Source organism: Novosphingobium sp. HII-3 (assembly GCF_002916655.1).
Classification (GTDB): domain Bacteria; phylum Pseudomonadota; class Alphaproteobacteria; order Sphingomonadales; family Sphingomonadaceae; genus Novosphingobium; species Novosphingobium panipatense.
This window is the reverse complement of the sequence record NZ_PPSM01000036.1, coordinates 116,880-136,666: the sequence shown is the minus strand read 5'-3', so window position 1 is coordinate 136,666 and position 19,787 is coordinate 116,880. Positions and strand designations below refer to the sequence as shown.

Sequence of the window (19,787 nt, the reverse complement as noted above, 5' to 3'; positions counted from 1 at the left end):
GGAACGGACTAGCGGGGCCGCCACGCCTCCAACTGCGTCAGGATGTCGCTTGTGATCTGTTCCGTTGAGAAGCCGGTCAGGTCACGGTGCCGTCCATCGCTGCCGCCTTGAGCTGAAAGCATCCAGGTCATGCTGCGGCGGCCTTCCGGTGCGTCGAGCGCGGTATAGGCGGCGAGGGGACGCTGCCGGGGGGAGAGCCGGTAACTGAAAACGCGCTCCGGCGCGAAAGTAATCGTGATGGAGGTCCAATCTTCCCCGCTGTCAACCTGGCTGTCGGCCCACCCTTCCGCCACCATAACCTCGCACACGCTGCGCAGCGCCGGCACGCCGTTGACTTCCATTTGACGGAGGACTTCCTTGCGGCTGGCGGGCACGAACAGGCGCTTCAGGCGCTCACCCACCGGTGGCGCTTCTTCTGAAAGGGCGACGCCGGACAGGTCCGCTCCGGCCTGCCTGACGAGGCCGAACGCCAGCAGGAGCATGATGATGCAGAAGGGCAGCGCGGCCAGCAGCGTCGCGGTCTGCAGCGCGCCGAGCCCCCCTGCCAGCAGAAGCAGGGTCGCCGTCACGCCGAGCAGCAGGCACCAGTACACCCGCTGCCACCGCGGAGTCTCGTCGGCCCCGCCGGATGCAAGCGTGTCGATCACCAAGGCACCGGAATCGGCAGAGGTGATGAAGAACACGCCCACCAGCAGAATTGCGAGCGTCGATGTGAAACCTGCAGCAGGCAGGTATTCAAGGAACTTGAACAGTGCGGTGGAGAGGTTCGCCTGCACCGCATCGGCAATCCCACCGGCCGCTCCCCCGAGGTCGAGCGCTATCGCGGTGTTGCCGAAAACCGTCATCCATAGGAAGGTGAACGCCGCAGGCACGAATAGCACGCCCACGATGAATTCACGGACGGTGCGGCCGCGCGAAATGCGGGCGATGAACATGCCAACGAAGGGCGACCAGGCAATCCACCAGGCCCAGTAGAACAGCGTCCAATCCGCCATCCACGCACGCGGCTCGTAGGCATAGAGCGTGAAGGTGCGCATGATGAAATGGTCGAGGTAAAGCCCGAAGTTCTGGACGAGCGCGTTCATCAGGAACAACGTCGGCCCCCATAGCATCACGAACACCATCAGCAGGACCGCGAGCGCAAGGTTGAGCTCTGACAACCGGCGGACTCCGCGATCGGCACCGCTGAGCACCGAGAGGCTTGCCGCGCCCATCACCACAGCGATCACCGTGACCTGCGAGCCCACCGTGTCCGGAAGCCCGTATATGTAGGCAAGACCGGCGGTCATCTGTGACACGCCGAAGCCTAGTGAGGTCGACACGCCGAACACGGTTCCGCACACACCAAAAATGTCGATCGCGTCCCCGATCGGCCCCCTGATCCTCTTGCCGAAGATCGGGTGAAGCCCCGAACGTAAAGTCAGTGGCAGGCCCTTGCGATAGGTGAAGTAGGCCAGGCTCAGGCCGACAAGAGCGTAGATCGCCCAGGCATGAACGCCATAGTGGTGGAAGGTGAGGGCCATCGCTTCCCGAGCGGCCGCCATGGTGCCGGGCGCGACGTCGGGCGGCGCGATGTAATGCTGGATCGGCTCGGCGACCGCGAAATACATCAGCCCGATGCCCATTCCCGCAGCAAACAGCATGGCCAGCCAGGAGACATAAGGGAAATCGGGCTCAGCGTCGTCCGGGCCCAGACGAAGCTTGCCGGCGGGCCCGAAACCCAGCGCGAGCGCGACGCCGACGAAGATCGCGACGCAGGCCACGTAGAACCAGCCGAAGGTCTCGATAACCCAGCTCTGAGCGGCCTGGAACGCGGCGCCGGAGGCGCCGGGCGCCAGAAGCGTCGCAATGAGCAGGGCAGCAATCGTTGCGGAAGCGCCCCAGAAGACGCGGGGGTTCATCGTGCGGTTCGCCATGGGGGTCAAGATAGACGCAACATGGCACAATGTTAAATGCTGCGTCCTTGCCTTCGAATTATGCTCCCTAAGGCTAAGCCAACATCCAGATCGCCGCGCCGAGCGCCAGCGTGGCAGCCACGAGCGCGCCTGTCATGAGGCGCATTTTCATAGGACGCAGGGTTCGGATCTGATGCGCTTCCAGGCGTGAGATGATGCTGCATGCACGGCGCTCTGCAGATACGAAGATGAAGATCGCGATCAAAAGGAAAGCGGTGGCGATCGCCTTTGGTACCCAAACCGGCTGCAGGGCCTTGAACAGAGCATTGAACCCGAGGCCAATGCCCACTGAGGCCATGCCCGTGCGGACCCACCCCGCAAAGCTGCGTTCGTGTGCGAGAATGGTCCGATCCTCGGCCAGCGACGTGCGGGTCTCCGCCAGTTCGTTACGGTCTTCCTCAGCCAAGGCGCCCTCCGATCCCCGCGTCAGCCGGGGCGCCACTCGCCAAGAGTGCTGCCATCCGACTCTTCGAAAGCCACGCGATCGAGATGAGCAGCCACGATGCAGACGGGGCGCTGGTCCGGCCCGGCAGCGCGGCAGGCGATAGCTTTATCGTTGGGGAAAGCCGTGACGCGCCCTTCGAGCACCATGCGAAAGCCCGCCTTCGGCCAGGTCAACGGTGCTTCGTCCGTTGCATGCACCGTGTACTCATAGGCACGACCGTTGCGACGGCCCAGCCTTGACCCGCCGGCTTCGAACACCGCCGCGATCCCCAGCGTCTGTGGAGAGGCAGGAGAGGAGCCTGTCTGCAATGGATCGGTCTGCACCGCCGGGCAGGTTTCCGAGCCCAACCAGGGGTAGGGAATCCAGAAGCCTTCAACAGCCTCCCACTTGGCCGAAGTGCCGGCTTTTGCCAGCAAGGTGGAACCTGCCCAATCCCCCGGCATCATGCGCAGCTGAATTGCTTTGCGGTCCACCGTCCAGTCGGCTGCGGCCAGGCCGCTTTCCTCAGCAGATCCTTCCTGCGCGGTTCCCGCGCCGCCACACCCGAATGGAAGGCGCACGGAAAAGCTGCGTCCAACCAGCGGGTCCTTTTTCCGGGAAACATCGCCGGCAGAGTATGCGGATGCGGCCTCCCTCGCAGCGGCCACGAGGTCGCTCCGCGTCAGGACGGGCGGGCGGGCCGGCACGACGGAACCGACCGGCTTCTCCTGCAAAGCAGGGGAATCATCCTGAACCTTCCTGGCGGAGGTATCAGCCGCTTCCTGTCCGCAGCCCGCGAGAATGCAAGCGGCAATCGCCGTCGTCAGCATGCTTGACGCGGCCCTGAGGCGGGAGATCGTTGCTGGTTTGAGGTGAAGCATCGTCAGGCAGTAGCATCCAGGCTGGCATAATGGGAGCGCTGCGCCCTTAAAGCTTGACGTTGCGCCGAGGGCAAGGTTTGCCCGCACAATGAGTTTCAACCAAATCCTGGCGCTGGTCGTCCTCGTTGCCGTCGTGGGCGTGCTGATCCACGGCAAATTGCGCGCGGAAGTGGCTGCGCTGACGGCCGCTGCATCGTTGATGCTGACCGGGGTGGTACGCCCGGTGGAAGTGCAGGGAGCCTTTGCAAGCCCGGCCATCATCGCCCTCGCCTGCCTCTTCATCATCGCCTATGCGATCGAGCTGTCCGGGCTCCTCGGCCTGCTGATCCGCCAGGCAACCCGAATGTGTACTCGTCTGGGCAGTGCAGGACTGTGGATAGTGCTGGCGATGTGCGGAGCGGCATCGGCGGTGCTGAACAACACCCCCATCGTCGTGCTTGCCGCGCCAGTGGTGAAGGATGTCGCCACATCGCTGCAGTTGTCACCAAAGCGATTCCTGATCCCGCTCAGCTACATTACCATCCTGGGCGGTGCCTGCACCCTGATCGGCACCTCCACCAACCTGCTCGTCAACGACATGGCCCGCAACGCAGGGCAGCCGGTATTCAGCGTTTTCGAGATAACACCCGTCGGCCTCATCATCGCGGCAGCCGGGGCGCTGTATCTCTTTCTGGTCGGCGGACGCTTGCTGACTCACAGCGACGCCAACGGACAATCAACGTCGCCTCACCTGCACGAGCAGACTGGCGACGGTATGTTAGGCGATGCGGAACTTTTCGCCGTCGACAAGGCCTTCGATCCGAAGAAGGCGCTCATCTCGCTGGCGGTTTTTCTGGGGGTGGTGGTCTCGGCCGCAATCGGGGTTACTTCAATCGCCGCAGCGGCATTCGCGGGGGCTGTGCTGCTGATACTGCTGAAGGTGATCAGTCCCGAGGAGGCCTATGCCGGTCTTCGCCCCGAGGTGCTGCTCCTGATCGCCGGAATGGTGGTGGTCGGCCTGTCGATCGAGATCACGGGGCTTGCGGCAACGGGGACGGCGCTTCTGATCGACTTCATCGAGCCGTTCGGACCACTTGTCGCCCTTGCCATCCTCTATGGCGCGACACTCTTCATCACGGAGTTCCTCTCGAACGCGGCCGTGGCGGTCCTGCTCACGCCGGTGGCGGTCGCATTGGCGGAAAGCCTTGGCGTGGCGCCGCGCCCGTTCCTCGTCGCGGTAATGATGGCCGCCAGCGCCGCATTCGCGACCCCGTTTGGCTACCAAACCAACGTGCTCGTCTTCCAGATTGGAGGATACAGGTACATGGATTTCGTACGCGTGGGAGTGCCGCTAAACCTCATCACCTGGATCGTAGGTGTGATCGCGATCCCCGTATTTTTCCCGTTCTGACCGAAGTCCGCACACCTAAGGGGCAGCGTCAGCGCAGCCAGACGCCTACGAGAGCGGCAAGGCTGACCAGCATGAGAAACCCGTTCACCGCGATGAGGATGGCGGGCGGCAGCCGCGGGGTGTCAGGCGTTGGTGGGGCAACACGGATCATCTCTCGCCGGACGGCGACGAAGAAGCAGAAGCCGCTGAACAGGATGAGAAGGCTTCCGGTGGCCAGCGCCAGCCCCTGCGGGACCACGCCCTCGAGTAGGGCGCCGGCTCCGACACCCGAGGCGAGGGCCGCAACCCCGGTCCGCACCCAGGCCGCATAGGTCCGTTCAGCGGCGAGCACGGTCCGGTCTGCCGCCAACTCCGTCCGGCGGTCGGCGCTGTCGACCTGCTGGTCCGCGCTTTCCTCAAGTTTCGCCGCGCTCTTCTCGAGCTTTCCCTGCCCGGATGCCGGGCGCATCTGTTCTCCTGCCATGGCAAGGCAAACGCACCGCGGCCGCCCAGGCTGCAACCGCTGCGTCGAATGGCCTGCAGTTCGGTGCTCCGGCTCCGGCCTTGCTCATCGGAGAACCGTTCATGCCCCGGTGGCAAGCCGGTGCTCGGGTACGATGACCGGCCAGCTTCCGGTGTTGTCGGTCCGGGCGGTGATACCATAGACCGATCTCAGCCTTGCCGGGGAAAGCACGTGGAGCGGCGGGCCCAGCGCGCCGACCTCACCACGATCAAGAAGAAGGAGGCGATCGCAAAACCGCGCCGCCATGGTAAGATCGTGCAGGACCGCGATGACGAGCTTGCCGGCTCGCGCCTCGGCAGCGAGCAGTTCCATGACGTCGATCTGATGGCCGGGATCAAGCGATGCGAGAGGCTCGTCTGCGACGAGTACAGGGGCCTGCACCGCCAGGGCGCGGGCGAGCATCACACGGGCTCGTTCACCACCGGACAGCTCTGTCGCGAGGCGCCCCCGTAGATGAGCCACATCGGCCTGCTCCAGCGCGGCTTCGATGATGGCGCTGTCTTCGGGGGAGATGGCGGAGAAAGGGGCGAGGTGCGGAAGCCGGCCCAGGGCGACCAGACACTCGACGCTGAGTGGCCAATGCAGTGTGTGCCCCTGGGGCAGGTACGCGACCGACCGCGCGACCTGGCGGCGTGACAGCCCTGCAACCGGGCGCCCGTCAAGAAGCACTGCCCCGCGGGCCGGTTTCAGGAGGCCGAGAAGCGCGCGCACCAGCGTGGTCTTGCCTGCGCCGTTTGGACCGAGGATGCCGACAAGCATGCCGGGCGGAAATGTCGCCGTAACGCTGTTCAGGATCGGGCGCGGTCCGACGGAGACGCACAGATCGTCAAGGTGGATCGTCACCATACACGGCGTTCCTTCAGAAGGTGAGCAAGGAAGACCGGCACGCCCAGGAAGGCGGTCACGATTCCAAGCTTGAGTTCGTTGTTGGTGGGAATGAGCCTCACGCCCGTATCGGCACCCGTAAGCAGGACTGCGCCCGCGAGGAACGAGGGCAACAGGATGGCCGAGGGGCTGCGATCGGTGAGAGGACGGATGAGGTGAGGCACAATGAGGCCGACGAAACCGATCGAGCCGGACACCGCCACGGCTCCGCCGACGCCGATGCTGATGCCGAGGAGCAGGCGAATGCGGGTGCGGCGCAGATTGACGCCCAGCGCCTGCGCGCTGTCCTCCCCCAGGCTCAAGGCATCCAGCGAACGCCCGTCCAGCAGCAGCAGTCCCGATCCAAGAACCACGCAGGGCACGGCAAGCCATACATGCTCGATTGACCGGTTCTCCAAAGAGCCGAGCAGCCAGGTCGTGATTTCCATGGCTGCGAACGGGTTGGGCGACAGATTGAGCGCAAGGCTGATGCCCGCTCCAGCCAGGGTGGAGAGCGCTATGCCTGCCAGGATGAGCGACAGCGGGCTCTGGGAACGGCCGGCGAGGGCGAAGAGCGATGCGAGCGCCACAATGCTCCCGCCGATAGCCATGAGGGGCAGGACGAGGACATGCAGATCCGAAAAGCCAAAATAAAGCGCGCCGACGGCACCCAGCGCCGCGGCATTGGACGCGCCAAGGACTGAGGGTTCGGCAAGCGGATTGCGCAGGTAGCCTTGCAGCACGGCACCCGCGAGCCCCAACATGCCGCCGACTGCCAGACCGAGAATGGCGCGGGGAAGGCGAAGGTCGAACAGGATCGCAGTGGCCACAGGATCGCCGCTGCCGAGAAGCGCCGACCACAGCCGGGTCAGGCTGATGGCGGCGGGCCCCACCATCAGCGAGCCCAGCAGCATCAGGGTCGCCGCGACCGCCAGCAGGGGGACAAGAATAGCGCGGCGCGTGTCAGGTCTTCGATACATGGCAACAGGCACCTCGCATTGGATTGGTGACCCCGTCACGCTTGTGTCCCGGGGTTGCTCGATTATGGGGAATGGCATGTCGCCATTCTCGGAAACGCTGCGCCTTGCCGGGCTCGCCCTGATCGGTTCGCTGCTGCTGACAAGCTGCGGCTCGTCGCCGTCCCCGTCCGGGAAGGGGCCGAGCGGGCAAGACGACGCGTGGCCGGAAGGGAAACCCAGCCGAATCGTGTCGCTCAACCTGTGCGCGGATCAGTACCTCCTGGCTCTGGCCGATCGTGAACAGATCGCCGGGCTGACCCGTAATGCGCCGGATCCGGCCATGTCGGCTGCGGCGTCCCAGGCGAGGGGCCTGCCCATTCTCAAGGGCAGTGCAGAGGAAGTCGCCGCGATCGAGCCGGATCTGGTGCTGGGCGCTTCCAAGCGCCGCTCGGACATGCTGGCAGGCCTGCCGCGCGGCAGTTACCGGACAATCGAACTTCCGACAGCACGGAGCTTCGCCGATATCGTGGTCCATATTCGGCAGGTCGCCCGGGCGGTGGGTCATCCGGAGCGTGGAGAGGCGCTGATCGCGAAGATGGAGCGCGATCTGGCTGCAATTCATATGGCGAATGTCGACAGGGTCGCCGCCTACTACCAGCGCCGTGGCTTCCTCACGGGTACGGGGACGTTGGTGGATGATCTCATGCAGCGCAGCGGCGTCACAAATCTTGCCGAGAAACTGGACAAGCCGATACTTGCCCAACTCAGCCTCGAAGAACTGATCGAGGCCCGGCCCGATTACCTGATCGTGGAAAGCGACAGCGACGAAGTGGTCGATCAGGGCACCGAGATGCTCAACCACCCGCTTCTGAAGGACATTCCGCGCATTCGCCTGCCGCAGGCGTGGACGGTTTGTGGCGGGCCGGCTTACGTCGATGCGGCGCGCAGCCTGTCCCGGCAACTTGCAGAGGCTGAGAAAGCGCGGCTCAACGCTCACTGACGCGATCCTGCCAACACTCGCGCGCCTGCCAGCCGCGACGGTCCAGTTCAGGCCGGTCGGAGGGCTCCTCGGGGTACCCGATGCAAAGCAAGGCCACGAAGTGCCACTCCGGCGGGGTGCAGAGGAGCTGGTTCACGACGGCCGCCTCCAGGATCGAGATCCAGCCAAGGCCGATGCCTCGGCTGCTCGCAGCGAGCCACAGCGTGTGGATCGCAAGAACGGTCGAATAGCGTAGAGCTTCGGGCATCGTCCGGATGCCAAGGCCGTGTCCCGCAGACGGCCGTTCATCGGAATAGACCGCGACGATCTCGGGGGCTTCGCGCACACCATGCAGCTTGAGCGCGTTGTACAACGCCTGGCACTCGCCCTCGTAAGCCTGTCCCGCCTCCATGGCGGTCTCGTCGACATGCCGCGCAAGCGCGACGCGCAGATCAGGGTTGCGCACACGCACGAAGCGCCAGGGCTGGGCGTTGCCGACGGACGGCGCAAAGCGGGTCAGGGCGAACAACTGCTCCATCTCCGCTTCCGGCACAGGTCGACGTTGGAAATGCCGGACGTCGCGTCGCCACTCCAGCAGGGTTTCGAGCGCGCAAGCGGGAGAAGTCCGGCCGTCGTCAGGCGTCGAAACGTCAACAGAGGTCAAAACTCGATACCGGCCTGGGCCTTGATACCCTGCTCCCGGAAAGGATGCTTCACCAGCGTCATCTCCGTCACGAGGTCCGCCATGTCGATCAGCGCCGCCGGAGCGTTGCGGCCGGTGACGATCACGTGAGTGTCCGCAGGCTTGGCACGCAGCACCTCCAGGACTTCGTCGAGAGGAAGGTACTCGTAGCGCAGGACGATGTTGAGCTCGTCCGCCAGCACCATGTCGTAGGTTGGGTCGGCTATCATACGCCGGACTTCCTCCCAGGCGGCACGTGCCGAGGCGATGTCCTGAGCGCGGTTCTGCGTGTCCCAGGTGAAGCCGTCACCCATCGGCCTGAATTCGACATGTTCAGGGAACCGGCCGAACACCGCCTTCTCGCCGGTATCCATGGCGCCTTTCACGAACTGGACGACACCGACCTTCTTACCGTGGCCTATAGCACGCAGCACCATGCCGAGCGCAGCCGTGGTCTTGCCCTTGCCCTTGCCGGTATGGACGATCAGCAGGCCTTTTTCAGCGGTCCGCGCCGCCATGATCCTGTCGTGCGCCGCCTGCTTCTTTTTCATCTTGGCGGCGTGCTGTTCCTCGGTCCGTTCGGCCATCGATCATTCTCCTGCAAGCTGGGCGAGCTTCATGCGCGCGCTGTTGGATTTTGGTTGCCACAGGCCGCGGTCCAGAGCTTCGGCGAGCCTTGCCGCCGTCTCGCGCAAGGCAGCCGGATTGGCCTCGGCCATGAAGGCGCGGACCGCCTCGTCCTCTATGAAGGCCGCGTAGACCGCATCGAAATGGTGGTCGCGCACGGCATGGGTGGTGGCGGCAAAGCCGAAGAGGTAGTCGACCGACGCGGCGATCTCGAAGGCGCCCTTGTAGCCGTGCCGCATGACCCCCGCGATCCATTTGGGATTGGTCACGCGGGCACGCACGATGCGGCCGATCTCATCTTCGAGCGTACGGATGACCGGCCGTTCCGGACGGCTGTGATCGTTGTGGTACGCCTGTGGCCGCCTGCCCGAGAGATGCTCCACCGCCGCAGCGATCCCGCCCTCGAACTGGTAGTAGTCGTCGCTGTCGAGCAAGTCGTGCTCTCGGTTGTCCTGGTTCTGCACGATGGCATCCGTCTGGACGAGGCGGCGGGTGAACAGGTCCCGCTCGGCATCGCCTTCGGTGCCGGCCCCGTAAGCATAGCTACCCCAATCGAGGTAGACGTTCGCGAGGTCGGCACGCTCGTGCCAGATCTTCTCGTCGATCATGGCCTGAAGCCCGGCGCCGTACGCCCCCGGCTTCGATCCAAAGACGCGAAACCCCGCGCGCATGCGGGCGGTCTCAGACGGGTCACCGGCTTCGATGAGATGAACCGTTTCGGCCCGGTGCCGCGCGGCGGCGGGATTGTCCTCAGGCCCCTCGTTCAGGTCCATGACGGCGCGAGCGGCGCTGTCGAGAAGCGCCATCTGCTCGGGGAAGGCATCGCGAAAGAAGCCGGAGACGCGGAACGTGACGTCGACCCGAGGGCGACCAAGCTCGACCACTGTCATGATCTCAAAGCCGATGACCCGCCCCGAGGTCCAGTCCCAGCGTGGCCTAACACCCATCAGTGCGAGGGCCTGCGCAATGTCATCCCCGCCGGTGCGCATGTTCGCGGTGCCCCAGGCGGAGAGCGCGACTGCCCTGGGGTATTCGCCCTCGCGCTGAAGGTAATCCTCCACAAGGAGCTGTGCCGAGCGATAGCCAAGATCCCAGGCGGTGGCGGTGGGGACGGCGCGGGTATCGACCGAAAAGAAGTTGCGCCCTGTGGGAAGCACTTCGGGCCGGCCGCGGGTGGGCGCACCCGACGGTCCGGGCATGACAAAACGGCCATCAAGGCCGGCGAGGAGAGCGGCGGTCTCGGCAGGTCCGCAGGCATCGACGCGTGCGGCAAGGTCGCCAAGGACGCGCGACATGACAGCCTGCGAGGAAGGGCCGGGGGGAGCCACTCCCTCAACGAGGGCGGCGGCCAGCAGCTCGAGGCGCTCGATAGTGTCGCCGCAGGTTCGCCAGGGAGACGCCGAGATATCCGCCAGAACGGGGGGCCTGTCGCCCGACCAGGGAGTGGCCATCGTGCAGTCCAGCGGATCGAAGTCGAGCTCCAGATCGGCCGCCATCGCACGCAGCAGCGACGCCTGACCGGGATGGTCATAGCCGCGAGGGGTACGGGCCAGCGCGACGAGCAGATCGGTGCGCTGGCGTCCCTTTGGGGAGCGAGTGAACACGTGCAGCCCGTCACGGATCTGCAGTTCTTTCAGCTCGCAGAGGTAATTGTCGAGCGCTGCCAGCGCGTCCTCGCCATCGCCCACGGCGCCCGCATCCATATCGAGCCCCTGCGCACGGGCCAAAGCGAGGATCTCGGTCCTGAGGTGACTGATCCGTCGTGGATCCATTCCGGCAGCGAGATAGTACTCGTCCACCAGCGCCTCGAGTGCCTTGAGAGGCCCGTAACTCTCCGCCCGCGTCAGCGGCGGGGTCAGGTGGTCGATGATGGCAGCCCCGATGCGGCGCTTGGCCTGGGTGCCTTCGCCGGGATCGTTGACGATGAAGGGATAGAGCTGGGGGACGGGCCCCGCGCAGATCTCCGGGAAGCAGCTATCCGAGAGTGCCAGCGCCTTGCCGGGCAGCCATTCAAGGTTCCCGTGCTTTCCAACGTGGACGATGGCGTGCGCCGCGAAGACAGTGTTCAGCCAGAAATGGAAGGCCAGATAGCCATGCGGCGGTACGAGCGCGGGATCGTGGTAGGTGCTCTTGGGATCGATGTTGTAGCCGCGCGCAGGCTGCACCGCGACGACGACATGCCCGAAGCGATGCGCCGGAAGCTGGAAGGCGCCATCGCCGAAGAACGGATCGTTGTTCGGCTCACCCCACCGCGCGACCACCGCTTCGCGCACGCTTTCGGGGAGGCGGGCGAACCGCACGCGATAGTCCTCAAGCGACAGGCTGATCTCGCGTCTGCGCATCCCTGAGCCCGACGCGTTGGTGATGCCGCCCAACAGGACGTCCATGAGCGCCGGGCCGTCCAGCGGAGCCCCGTCGATCCGATATCCCGCTCCACCGAGCGCGGCGAGGATGGCGGCCGCACTGGCGGGAGTGTCGAGGCCGACACCGTTGCCGAGCCGCCCGTCACGATTGGGATAATTCGCCAGCACAAGCCCGACGCGGCGCTGCGCGGCTGGAGTACGGCGCAGAAGAGCCCAGTTGGCGGCAAGATCGGCGACGAAAGCCACGCGGTCCGGCAGGACTTTGGGAACCACGATTCCGCATTGGGTACGCTCGTCGAAGCGTTCCGCCGCCTTGAAGGCGACAGCGCGCGCGAACAGCCGTCCGTCGACTTCCGGAAGCGCGACGTTCATGGCGAGATCGCGTGGCCCCAGCCCGCGCGCGCTGCCGTTCCAGTCCTCCGCGTCCATGCCTGCGAACACGGTCTGGAGGATGGGGCAGTCGGCCTGTTCGAGCACGCTCGCCTGCCGCTGCTCGCCGGGGGAAGAGGCTGCGAAGGACGTCGTGTTCAGGATCACGTCGGGCCGTGCTTCGGCGATCACGCCGCGCAGCCAGTCGACGGCGAATGGCTCCCGCAGCGAACGGACATGTACGGAGAGGACGTTGAGGCCCCGCGCGACCAGCGCACGCACAAGCGCGTCGATGGCATCAAGCGTGCCGGCCATCATCAGCGCTCGGTAAAAGCACACCAGCGCCACCGGACGCCCGGCGATCCAGTCCGCCCGGACATCGGCTATGCTCGGGTGTTCGTTTCCGGCGAGATAGAGCCCCGCATCGGCGATCGTGACGGGTTCATCCGGCGGGCCTGCGTCCCTCCCGATCAGCCGTGCGGCATGGCGCAGGAAGCTGGCGGCATTGGCGACACCGCCCTGGCGCAGATAATCCCTCAGGCGCTCGTTGATGTGCTTGGGAAGGGTGGACGCCGCATCGAGCGCTGGGTCCGGCTCGCGGCCATCCGCAATGGCGGCAAAGACAATCCCGTGCTCGCGCGCGGTCCGGGCGATCTCGTCCACTCCATAAGGCCAGTAGGATTTTCCACCCAGAAGCACGACGCAGACGAAGCGGGCCTTGGCTATGACCTTCTCGACATAGAGATCGACCGAATAGGGATGCTTGAGCTGGAGCAGGTTGGCGAGCCGTATCGATGGCGCGCTATCGCCCAGTGCCGCGGCCGCCTTGGCGAAGCATGCGAGTTCGCTGTCCGCGACCGTGAGAAACACGATCTCGCCCGGGCTCTGGTCGAGGTCGATCGCTTCGTCGCCGTTGGAGACGGTCCCCGGGGTCGCGGATAGCAGGTGCATCAGGCTTGCGCCCCTGCCGGTTGACCCGCCAGGATCGGCGCCAGCGCCGCGCTGATCGCGGCCCGGTCGAGCCCCTTCTGGCCGATGACCACGAGTTGCGACAGCCGTATTTCATCCGGCTTCCACGCGCGGTCGAAGTAATGCTGGATACGCGGGCCCACCGCTTGGATCACCAAGCGGGCGGGGCGGCCTTCCACCGCGACCATGCCCTTGACGCGCAGGATGTCATGCTCGGCGATCAAGGCGGCAAGCGCGGCAAGCAGCGCGTTGCTCCCGGTGGGCTCCCCACCCTTGACGACGAAGCTCTCAAAGTCGTCGTGATCGTGATCGGGGTCCACGTCATGGTGGGAGGGACGCGTGTCAAGGTCGTCCTCCGCCGCCGCGGTGATGCCCAGCAGCGCGCCGATATCGACGGCGCCGTAATCGGCCCGCACGATCTTCACTCCGGGACGCGTCTCGCCCGCGATCTGGTTCTGAACCGCCGGCAGCACCTCCGCGTCGACGAGGTCGGTCTTGTTGAGCACGACCATGTCGGCACAGGCCAGCTGATCCTCGAACAGCTCTTCGAGCGGACTTTCGTGGTCGAGGCTGGGATCGGCTGCCCGCGCTGCCGCCAGCGCCGCTTCGTCGGTCGCGAAGCGGCCAGCGGCAACGGCATCAGCGTCGATCAGGGCGACCACCCCGTCCACTGTCGCGCGGGTGCGGATGTCGGGCCACTGAAAGGCCTTCACCAGCGGCTTGGGAAGCGCCAGACCCGAGGTCTCGATGATGATGTGCTCGGGCGGGTTCGGGCGGTCCAGCAGCTTCTGCATCGTGGGCAGGAAATCGTCGGCCACGGTGCAGCAGATGCAGCCGTTGGCGAGTTCCACGATGTCCTCCTCAGGACATGCCGCGTCGTTGCAGCCCTTCACGAGCTCGCCATCGACGCCGACGTCCCCGAACTCGTTGATGACGAGGGCGAGGCGCCTGCCGCGTGCGTTCTGCAGGAGGTGGCGGATAAGCGTGGTCTTGCCTGCGCCCAGGAACCCGGTGATGACGGTGGTCGGCACTTTGCTCAAGCGGCTTCTCCTTCTTCGATTTCGAGCGGTTGACGGTCATTCAGCGCGCGCCAAGGGATGACGCGCGCGTCACCGGCCGCGGCAAGCCGCCGCAGCACGATCCGTGCCTTCGCCCGCCCGCGACGGGTGTTCGGCCACTCGGCAAATTCCGGAGCGGCGCCGGTGGTCAGCATCCGGTGCAGCCACTCTTCCACCGCCCGGTCTTCGGGCAGGCCGAAATTGTCGAGATGAGGCGAGAAGGCGGCGTCGATCTCCGGTATGAAGTCATGCCGCTCTCCCAGCGGGGTTCGCCAGGGGGAGCGGGGATGCACGCTAAGGGCGGACTGCAGGCCATCGGGTATCGGGACGTTCGAGGAATGCGGCCGGTCCTTCGACACCAGCTTGAGCAGCAGGTGCGTGTGCGGGCCGACCGGCGATTGCCCCTCGGGCGGCGGTATCGGCTGAAACACCTCGATACGCCCGGCGGGGGACAGCATGACCCGGTGCGGCTGAGCGCGCAGGATCTGCGTCATGATGGCGGAGCTGGACGCCTGCGACTGTCCCGTATGCTGTTCGAGGATGCCGATTAGTCCTTCGTCCCGCGTCCGTACCGCCATGACAACGTTGCCGGTGCCCACGCCGATGTCGAAGAGGCGGGCGCTCCTGTCCTCGTCGCGCAGGGCATCCCCGTCGCAGCCGAGGTCGCGGATGACCTGCGGGGGCGTGGGCGGGCGCTCGCAGCAGAACGCCAGGTGATGGCTCCAGCTCTCGCCGTCGGAAGACAGTGAATCCCAGGCGACAGGCCGGAGCGCCGCTTGCGGAGCGATGCGCATGGCTCCACGCGGCGTGACGATCTCGACGAGGTTCTCACCCCGGCGGATCGCCGCCGGTTCATCCTCGTCCCGGATGAATTCGCCAATGGCGCCGAAGCTGCCGATGCTCCAGCCGTTCGCGGGGTCGGCGGCGAGTTCGGCCATGAGGTTGAACGGTGCAAATGTCATGGTGCCTCCGCGGCAGAAAGAAAACGGACCGTCGTGCCGTCGCTGTCGCGCACGAGCCGCACGGGAACGCCGTAGAGAGCGCTTAGGAGCGCGGGCGTCGCCGCGCTCTCGATCGGACCGGCAGCCATGATCGCGCCGTCGCGGATCGCCACCAGGTCGTCGGCATGATTCAGCGCGAGGTCCAGATCGTGGATGGCGACGATCACGGTGCAGCCTTCGCGGGCGCGGGCCCGTAGCCGCCGCATGGCGTCGATGGCATGCCGGGGGTCCAGACCGGCGGTCGGCTCATCCACGATGAGCAGTTCCGGGGCGCTCACGAAGGCGCGGGCCAACATGACGCGCGCGAGCTCCCCGCCCGACAGCGCATTGGCGGGGCGTTCCCGCAGATGCCCGACGTCGCACGATGCCAGCGCCCCTTCGATGGCGGGCAGAAAGCGCTGGGGGAGAGGCCCGAAGGCAGGTAACTGGGGTGCAAGACCGAGGGCAACGACACGCTCGACGGTGATCGGCCAGTCGACATCCGCTCGTTGCGGCAGATAGGCACGCCGTCGTGCGAGCTCCCGGCGATGGAGGCGGCTGATATCCGCTCCGTCGAGCGTGACCCGCCCCGCGTCCGGCTGCAGGAGGCCGGCAGCGGCATTCAGCATGGTGCTCTTGCCAGCGCCATTGGGGCCGATCACCGCCGTCACCCGGTGCGCCTGAAACGTGGCGGAGTTGCCGTCCAGCACCTTGCGGCCGCGCCGGAGCACGGTCACCCGATCCAGTTTCAATACGCTCATGCGGTGCGGCTCCGCACATGCATGACGAGCCAGAGGAAGAACGGCGTCCCGATGAGGCTCGTGAAGACGCCGATGTTGAGGGGAGCACCGGCTAGGACGACGGTTCGGGTGGCGATGTCGGCCAGGGTGACCAGCAGAGCGCCGGCAAGCATGGCCGGAACGAGCGCCCGCCCCGGCTGGTACCCGACCAGCGGGCGCACCACGTGCGGCGCCATCAGCCCCACGAACCCGATAGCGCCCGCCGTGGCCGTGGCGGTGCCGACCGAAAGCGCTGTGCCGACGAGTGCCAGCAGACGCGTCCGCGCGACCGGTACGCCGAGGCTCTCGGCTTGCACGTCACCAAGTGCCAGAGTGTCGAGGGCACGTCCGGTGGATAGCAGGAGTGCAAGGCCCGGCACGATGAAAGGCAGCGCCAGTGCCAGGTGGTCCCAGCTGCGGTCACTCAGCGACCCCATGAGCCAGGTCATGATCTCGTAGGCCGCATAAGGGTTGGGCGCGAGGTTGAGCGCGAGCATGACAAGAGCCGTCGAGACCCCGCTGATCGCCACGCCGGCCAGGATCAGCGCCAGCGTACCCCCGGTCCGCGCCAGCAGCAGGACGATGCCTGCGGCGACGAATGCTCCGACGAGGGCGAACACCGGCGCCGCCAGAGGCAGAGCAGCGACAAACCCGAAATAGATCGCGACCACCGCTCCCAGCGATGCGCCCGAGGAAATTCCGAGCAAACCCGGTTCGGCGAGCGGATTGCGGAGCAGCCCCTGCAGTACGGCGCCTGACAACCCGAGGCTCGCCCCGATGGCAATTGCCAGCACCACCCGTGGAAGCCGTATTTCCGTGACGATCAGGCCCGCAAGATCGGCCCTTCCGGAGAAGGCCGAAGCGAAGGCCTGGTGAGGTGACAGCCACACGGTTCCGGCCAGTGTCGATGCCGTGGCAGTCAGCAGAAGCAGCACCATCAGGGAGGGAGTGAGCCAGCGCATCACAACGTCTTTCCGGCGGCGAAGGGGAGGGGCGCCTGGACCTGCCTGGCAGCTGCCTGCAATTCGCCGCGCAAGCCGGAGATCGCATCCGCCACGAAGGGCGTGCCGCAAACGTAGTAGGACTGGCGCACGGTCAGCGTGCGCGCACCATCCCAGTAGCGCTGTACGAGCCTGTGGCGCTCGACGTTGTCCTGCAGGCCGGCGCGGCGCCCGGTTCCCGCGCCCTTGACAAGCAGGGTAGGGGCCGCGGCCAGCAGGACCTCGACGTCAGGGCGGCCGTAGGTGCTTGCCGGGGGACGGTTCGCGACGTTGACGGCGCCGGCGGCCTCCAGCACCGCATTGTAGAGCGAACCCTCGCTGGCATTGAAGCCGGCGCCGTCCCACGCCGCGACCTGGATGGCCGGTCCGGACTGCCGTGCGAGTTGCGATAGCTGGTGGTCCATGCGCGCGATCAGCGCCTCCCCCCGAGCTTCTTCGCCCACCGCCGCCGCAACCTGCCGTGTTATTGTCCGGATCTCATCGAAGCTGTCGGCATGGGCGACTTCGATCATCGGATAGCCAAGCCGCCTGAGCAGCATGCGGGTGGCCGGTGTCGTGAACGCTCCCGCCACGACAAGATCGGGCTGTTGCTGGACGACCTCTTCGGAAAGCCCGTGGTTGATCGCGACCTTCTGCGCCTCCCGATGCATCAGCGATCCGTCGGGATCGCGCGAAAGCCAGGTCACCGAAGCGATCCGCTCCGGCGGCAGCAGTGCGAGCACGAGCTGATCCGCGCACTGGTTCATCGACATCACCCGCAGGGGCCTGGCCCGGTGCGACGCCGACGAACCTGCACGTTCCGCGCTGCCGACCGAAACCGGCAACGCGGCAAGGAGCAGCCCCGCGAAAAGGGCTCCAGAACGCATCAAAGGCGTACCCGCACGCCGCCGTAGGCGGCCCGCCCCGGCGTGGAGAACGTGAAGACCTCCTGGTAATCCTCGTCGAAGAGGTTCTCGACGCGGCCGAAGACCTGAAGCGTCCCGGAAATGTCGTAGGTGGCGGCCAGGTTCACCAGTGTAAAGGCCTTCAGGTCCACGAGCAGGCGCTGATACATGGAGTTGAAGGCGTAATCGCGCTGCTGCCCGTTGTGGCGCACGGTCAGCGTGGCCGACACGGGCACGGCCTCGGGCGCGTAGGTCAGGTTGAAGCTCGCGACGTTCTTCGGGCGTCGAACCGCCTGCGTTTCGACTGGAACTGCCGCCTGGTACGATCCATCCGCCGGTGCTGGGTTGACCAGCGCCGTCAGAACCTGCGGGGCCTTGAGATAAGTGTAGCTGGCGTCCACGTGCCAGTCGCCAAGACGGGCCTGAAGGTAGGTTTCGACGCCGCGCTGTTTGGCCACCACATCGTTGTTGATGCTCGTCGAGATGTATTGACCGCCGACCGAGGTGCCGACGGTCTGTATCTGGTTGTCGAACCGGCTGTGGAAGTACGTCGCGCCCAGCGTCAGCGCGCCTTCGAGCAGTCTCTGCTCTATGCCGGCTTCCCATCCGCGCGATCGTTCCGGCTGCAGGTCGGGGTTGCCGATGTACTTGCCGTCGACGTATCCGAAGAGTTCGGAGGAGGTGGGCGCCTTCACGCCCGAGCCATAGGCGGAGTGAAGGCGCGTGCCGTTCGGGAAAAGGTAGCTGCCGGTGACCCGCGCGGTGGAGGCATCCTGGAAATAGTCGTTCGCGTCAATGCGTGCGGACGCGCCGAGTGCCAGCCTGTCATCGACGGTGACGTCGTATTGGGCAACGAAGCCCAGCGTGTCGACCTGCCGCGTACCGGTAAAGGCGTAGCCGGTAGGATCGACGTTGCGAAACTCCTCCCGCTCTGCATCGACGGCCAGCGTGAAGCGATTCTTCACCCGCTCGTTGCCGAAGCGCAGCGTGTTCTCGAACGAACCGCGATAACGCCGGCCGCGATTGCCGTAGCTGTAGCCGTAGGCGGCAAAAGCGTCACGGTTGGCATCGGTGAGTTGCCCGGAAAGCGCCGTGGTCACGGCATCGTCGAACAGGCTCAACTCCGCGCGGACGAGGCCGTAGAATGCCTTGTTTCGGTAGTATGAGCCGGGCGTACCGATTGTGGTGATGACCGGATAGCCACGCACGACCGGCGAGGAGTCGTCGATCGCCTGATCGTTGAGGTCGGCCTTGGTATAGCTGTAGCGAGCAACGGCGGTGACCTTGAAGTCCGGCGTCGGCGTCCAGTTCAGCTTGCCCGACAGTCCGAGACTGTCGGAACCCAGATCGCGGTCTCCCGCAGGGGCGGTCGGATAGCCCTCGGTGGTGAGATAGCTACCGGATAGGGCGTAGTCGAATGTATCGCCCACAATACCCGCAGCGCGACCTGCCGTCGAAACCGTGCCGAATGAGCCACCCTCCACACGCGCGGTGAAGCCGGGCGCTTCGCGTCCCGAAAGCGTGGTATATGTGACGACGCCGCCTATCGCATCCGAACCATAGAGCGACGACTGCTGGCCGCGCAGGACTTCGACGCGGGCGGCTTCATCGGCGATGAGGGTGCCGAAATCAAATTCCCCGTGGAACGGGTCGGACGCCTTGATGCCATCGATGAAGACCAGCACATGATTGCCTTCCGAACCGCGGATGCGGATCTGGGTCAGGCCGCCGATCGCACCCGTCCGATTCACGGCGACGCCGGGAACGTCGCGCAGGACGTCGGACAGGACCCGCGTCTGGCGATTTTCAAGCGCTTCGCTGTCCAGAACCGTAATGGAGGAGCCGATCAGGTCGGCCGGAATGGCATCGCCCGAACGCGATGCGGTAACGACGATGTTCGTGTCGTCCGTCGCGCCGGTTTCGGCCAGCGCCGGCGTCGCCGCCAAGAGTGGGATCAGGGAAACAAAAGTCTTGGTCACGGCTGTTAAGCCTCCGCACGCCGAGCAACGTCAGGGCAGGGGCGTGCCGCTGGCAGCCCGTCAGCCGGTGAGGCAAACGGACGAACGAACGGTCGGCGCACGCCCACGGGCGGGCGCATGTCGCCCGCGATAGCGCACCGAT

At 65.8% G+C, this 19,787-nt stretch carries 17 protein-coding genes; 2 read left to right on the top strand and 15 right to left on the bottom strand.

The annotated features are described in order from the left end of the window. Positions 1–8 precede the first annotated feature (8 nt). The 3 genes from C2R25_RS13620 to C2R25_RS13610 form a co-directional block, all read right to left on the bottom strand. Complete coding sequence (locus tag C2R25_RS13620) at positions 9–1,901, bottom strand: BCCT family transporter (protein WP_103729731.1); 1,893 nt, start codon at positions 1,899–1,901, stop codon at positions 9–11. 88 nt (positions 1,902–1,989) lie between these two features. Beyond that, positions 1,990–2,361: a YidH family protein gene (locus C2R25_RS13615; RefSeq protein WP_103729871.1), complete on the bottom strand. Its 372-nt coding sequence runs from the start codon at positions 2,359–2,361 to the stop codon at positions 1,990–1,992. Positions 2,362–2,381: 20 nt separating this feature from the next. Beyond that, positions 2,382–2,960 carry a hypothetical protein gene (locus tag C2R25_RS13610; RefSeq protein WP_146049668.1) on the bottom strand — a complete coding sequence of 193 codons (579 nt, stop codon included), beginning with the start codon at positions 2,958–2,960 and terminating at the stop codon, positions 2,382–2,384. Positions 2,961–3,348: 388 nt separating this feature from the next. Between C2R25_RS13610 and C2R25_RS13605 the strand changes: the two genes are divergently transcribed. Then, the gene (locus tag C2R25_RS13605; RefSeq protein WP_103729729.1) at positions 3,349–4,650 is read left to right on the top strand and encodes an SLC13 family permease; all 1,302 of its coding nucleotides are present in this window, start codon (positions 3,349–3,351) and stop codon (positions 4,648–4,650) included. A 28-nt stretch (positions 4,651–4,678) separates the two neighbouring features. Here the strand turns inward: C2R25_RS13605 and C2R25_RS13600 are convergent, their stop codons facing one another. From C2R25_RS13600 to C2R25_RS13590, 3 genes are all read right to left on the bottom strand, one after another. After that, positions 4,679–5,098, bottom strand: a complete 420-nt coding sequence (locus tag C2R25_RS13600) for a YidH family protein (protein ID WP_103729728.1) — start codon at positions 5,096–5,098, stop codon at positions 4,679–4,681. Positions 5,099–5,212: 114 nt separating this feature from the next. Beyond that, positions 5,213–5,998 carry an ABC transporter ATP-binding protein gene (locus C2R25_RS13595; protein WP_103729727.1) on the bottom strand — a complete coding sequence of 262 codons (786 nt, stop codon included), beginning with the start codon at positions 5,996–5,998 and terminating at the stop codon, positions 5,213–5,215. Continuing rightward, positions 5,992–6,996: an iron ABC transporter permease gene (locus C2R25_RS13590; protein WP_103729726.1), complete on the bottom strand. Its 1,005-nt coding sequence runs from the start codon at positions 6,994–6,996 to the stop codon at positions 5,992–5,994. The genes C2R25_RS13595 and C2R25_RS13590 overlap by 7 nt, the downstream gene beginning before the upstream one ends. A 76-nt stretch (positions 6,997–7,072) precedes the next feature. Here C2R25_RS13590 and C2R25_RS13585 point away from each other — a divergent pair, with 76 nt between their 5' ends. Continuing rightward, positions 7,073–7,975 carry an ABC transporter substrate-binding protein gene (locus C2R25_RS13585; RefSeq protein ID WP_103729725.1) on the top strand — a complete coding sequence of 301 codons (903 nt, stop codon included), beginning with the start codon at positions 7,073–7,075 and terminating at the stop codon, positions 7,973–7,975. Here the strand turns inward: C2R25_RS13585 and bluB are convergent. The 9 genes from bluB to C2R25_RS13540 form a co-directional block, all read right to left on the bottom strand. After that, on the bottom strand, positions 7,962–8,552 hold the full coding sequence (gene bluB, locus C2R25_RS13580) for a 5,6-dimethylbenzimidazole synthase (protein ID WP_103729870.1): 591 nt from the start codon (positions 8,550–8,552) through the stop codon (positions 7,962–7,964). The two genes, C2R25_RS13585 and bluB, sit on opposite strands and share 14 nt — an antisense overlap. A gap of 62 nt (positions 8,553–8,614) precedes the next feature. Next, a complete protein-coding gene (gene cobO / locus C2R25_RS13575; protein ID WP_103729724.1) occupies positions 8,615–9,223 on the bottom strand; it encodes a cob(I)yrinic acid a,c-diamide adenosyltransferase in 609 nt (202 codons plus the stop codon). A gap of 3 nt (positions 9,224–9,226) precedes the next feature. Beyond that, positions 9,227–12,946 (bottom strand): cobaltochelatase subunit CobN, encoded by a 3,720-nt coding sequence (gene cobN, locus C2R25_RS13570; RefSeq protein WP_103729723.1) that lies wholly within the window; start codon positions 12,944–12,946, stop codon positions 9,227–9,229. Continuing rightward, a complete protein-coding gene (gene cobW, locus C2R25_RS13565) occupies positions 12,946–14,004 on the bottom strand; it encodes a cobalamin biosynthesis protein CobW (RefSeq protein WP_103729722.1) in 1,059 nt (352 codons plus the stop codon). The genes cobN and cobW overlap by 1 nt, the downstream gene beginning before the upstream one ends. Beyond that, positions 14,001–14,984: a hypothetical protein gene (locus C2R25_RS13560; RefSeq protein ID WP_103729721.1), complete on the bottom strand. Its 984-nt coding sequence runs from the start codon at positions 14,982–14,984 to the stop codon at positions 14,001–14,003. The genes cobW and C2R25_RS13560 overlap by 4 nt, the downstream gene beginning before the upstream one ends. Continuing rightward, the gene (locus C2R25_RS13555; protein WP_103729720.1) at positions 14,981–15,763 is read right to left on the bottom strand and encodes an ABC transporter ATP-binding protein; all 783 of its coding nucleotides are present in this window, start codon (positions 15,761–15,763) and stop codon (positions 14,981–14,983) included. The genes C2R25_RS13560 and C2R25_RS13555 overlap by 4 nt, the downstream gene beginning before the upstream one ends. After that, entirely contained in the window at positions 15,760–16,743 is a 984-nt protein-coding gene (locus C2R25_RS13550; RefSeq protein WP_199183832.1) for an iron ABC transporter permease, read from the bottom strand. The genes C2R25_RS13555 and C2R25_RS13550 overlap by 4 nt, the downstream gene beginning before the upstream one ends. Continuing rightward, positions 16,743–17,648: an ABC transporter substrate-binding protein gene (locus C2R25_RS13545; protein WP_103729718.1), complete on the bottom strand. Its 906-nt coding sequence runs from the start codon at positions 17,646–17,648 to the stop codon at positions 16,743–16,745. Before C2R25_RS13545 ends, C2R25_RS13550 begins: the two co-directional genes overlap by 1 nt. Continuing rightward, entirely contained in the window at positions 17,648–19,645 is a 1,998-nt protein-coding gene (locus C2R25_RS13540; protein WP_103729717.1) for a TonB-dependent receptor, read from the bottom strand. The genes C2R25_RS13545 and C2R25_RS13540 overlap by 1 nt, the downstream gene beginning before the upstream one ends. Between the last annotated feature and the right edge of the window lie 142 nt (positions 19,646–19,787).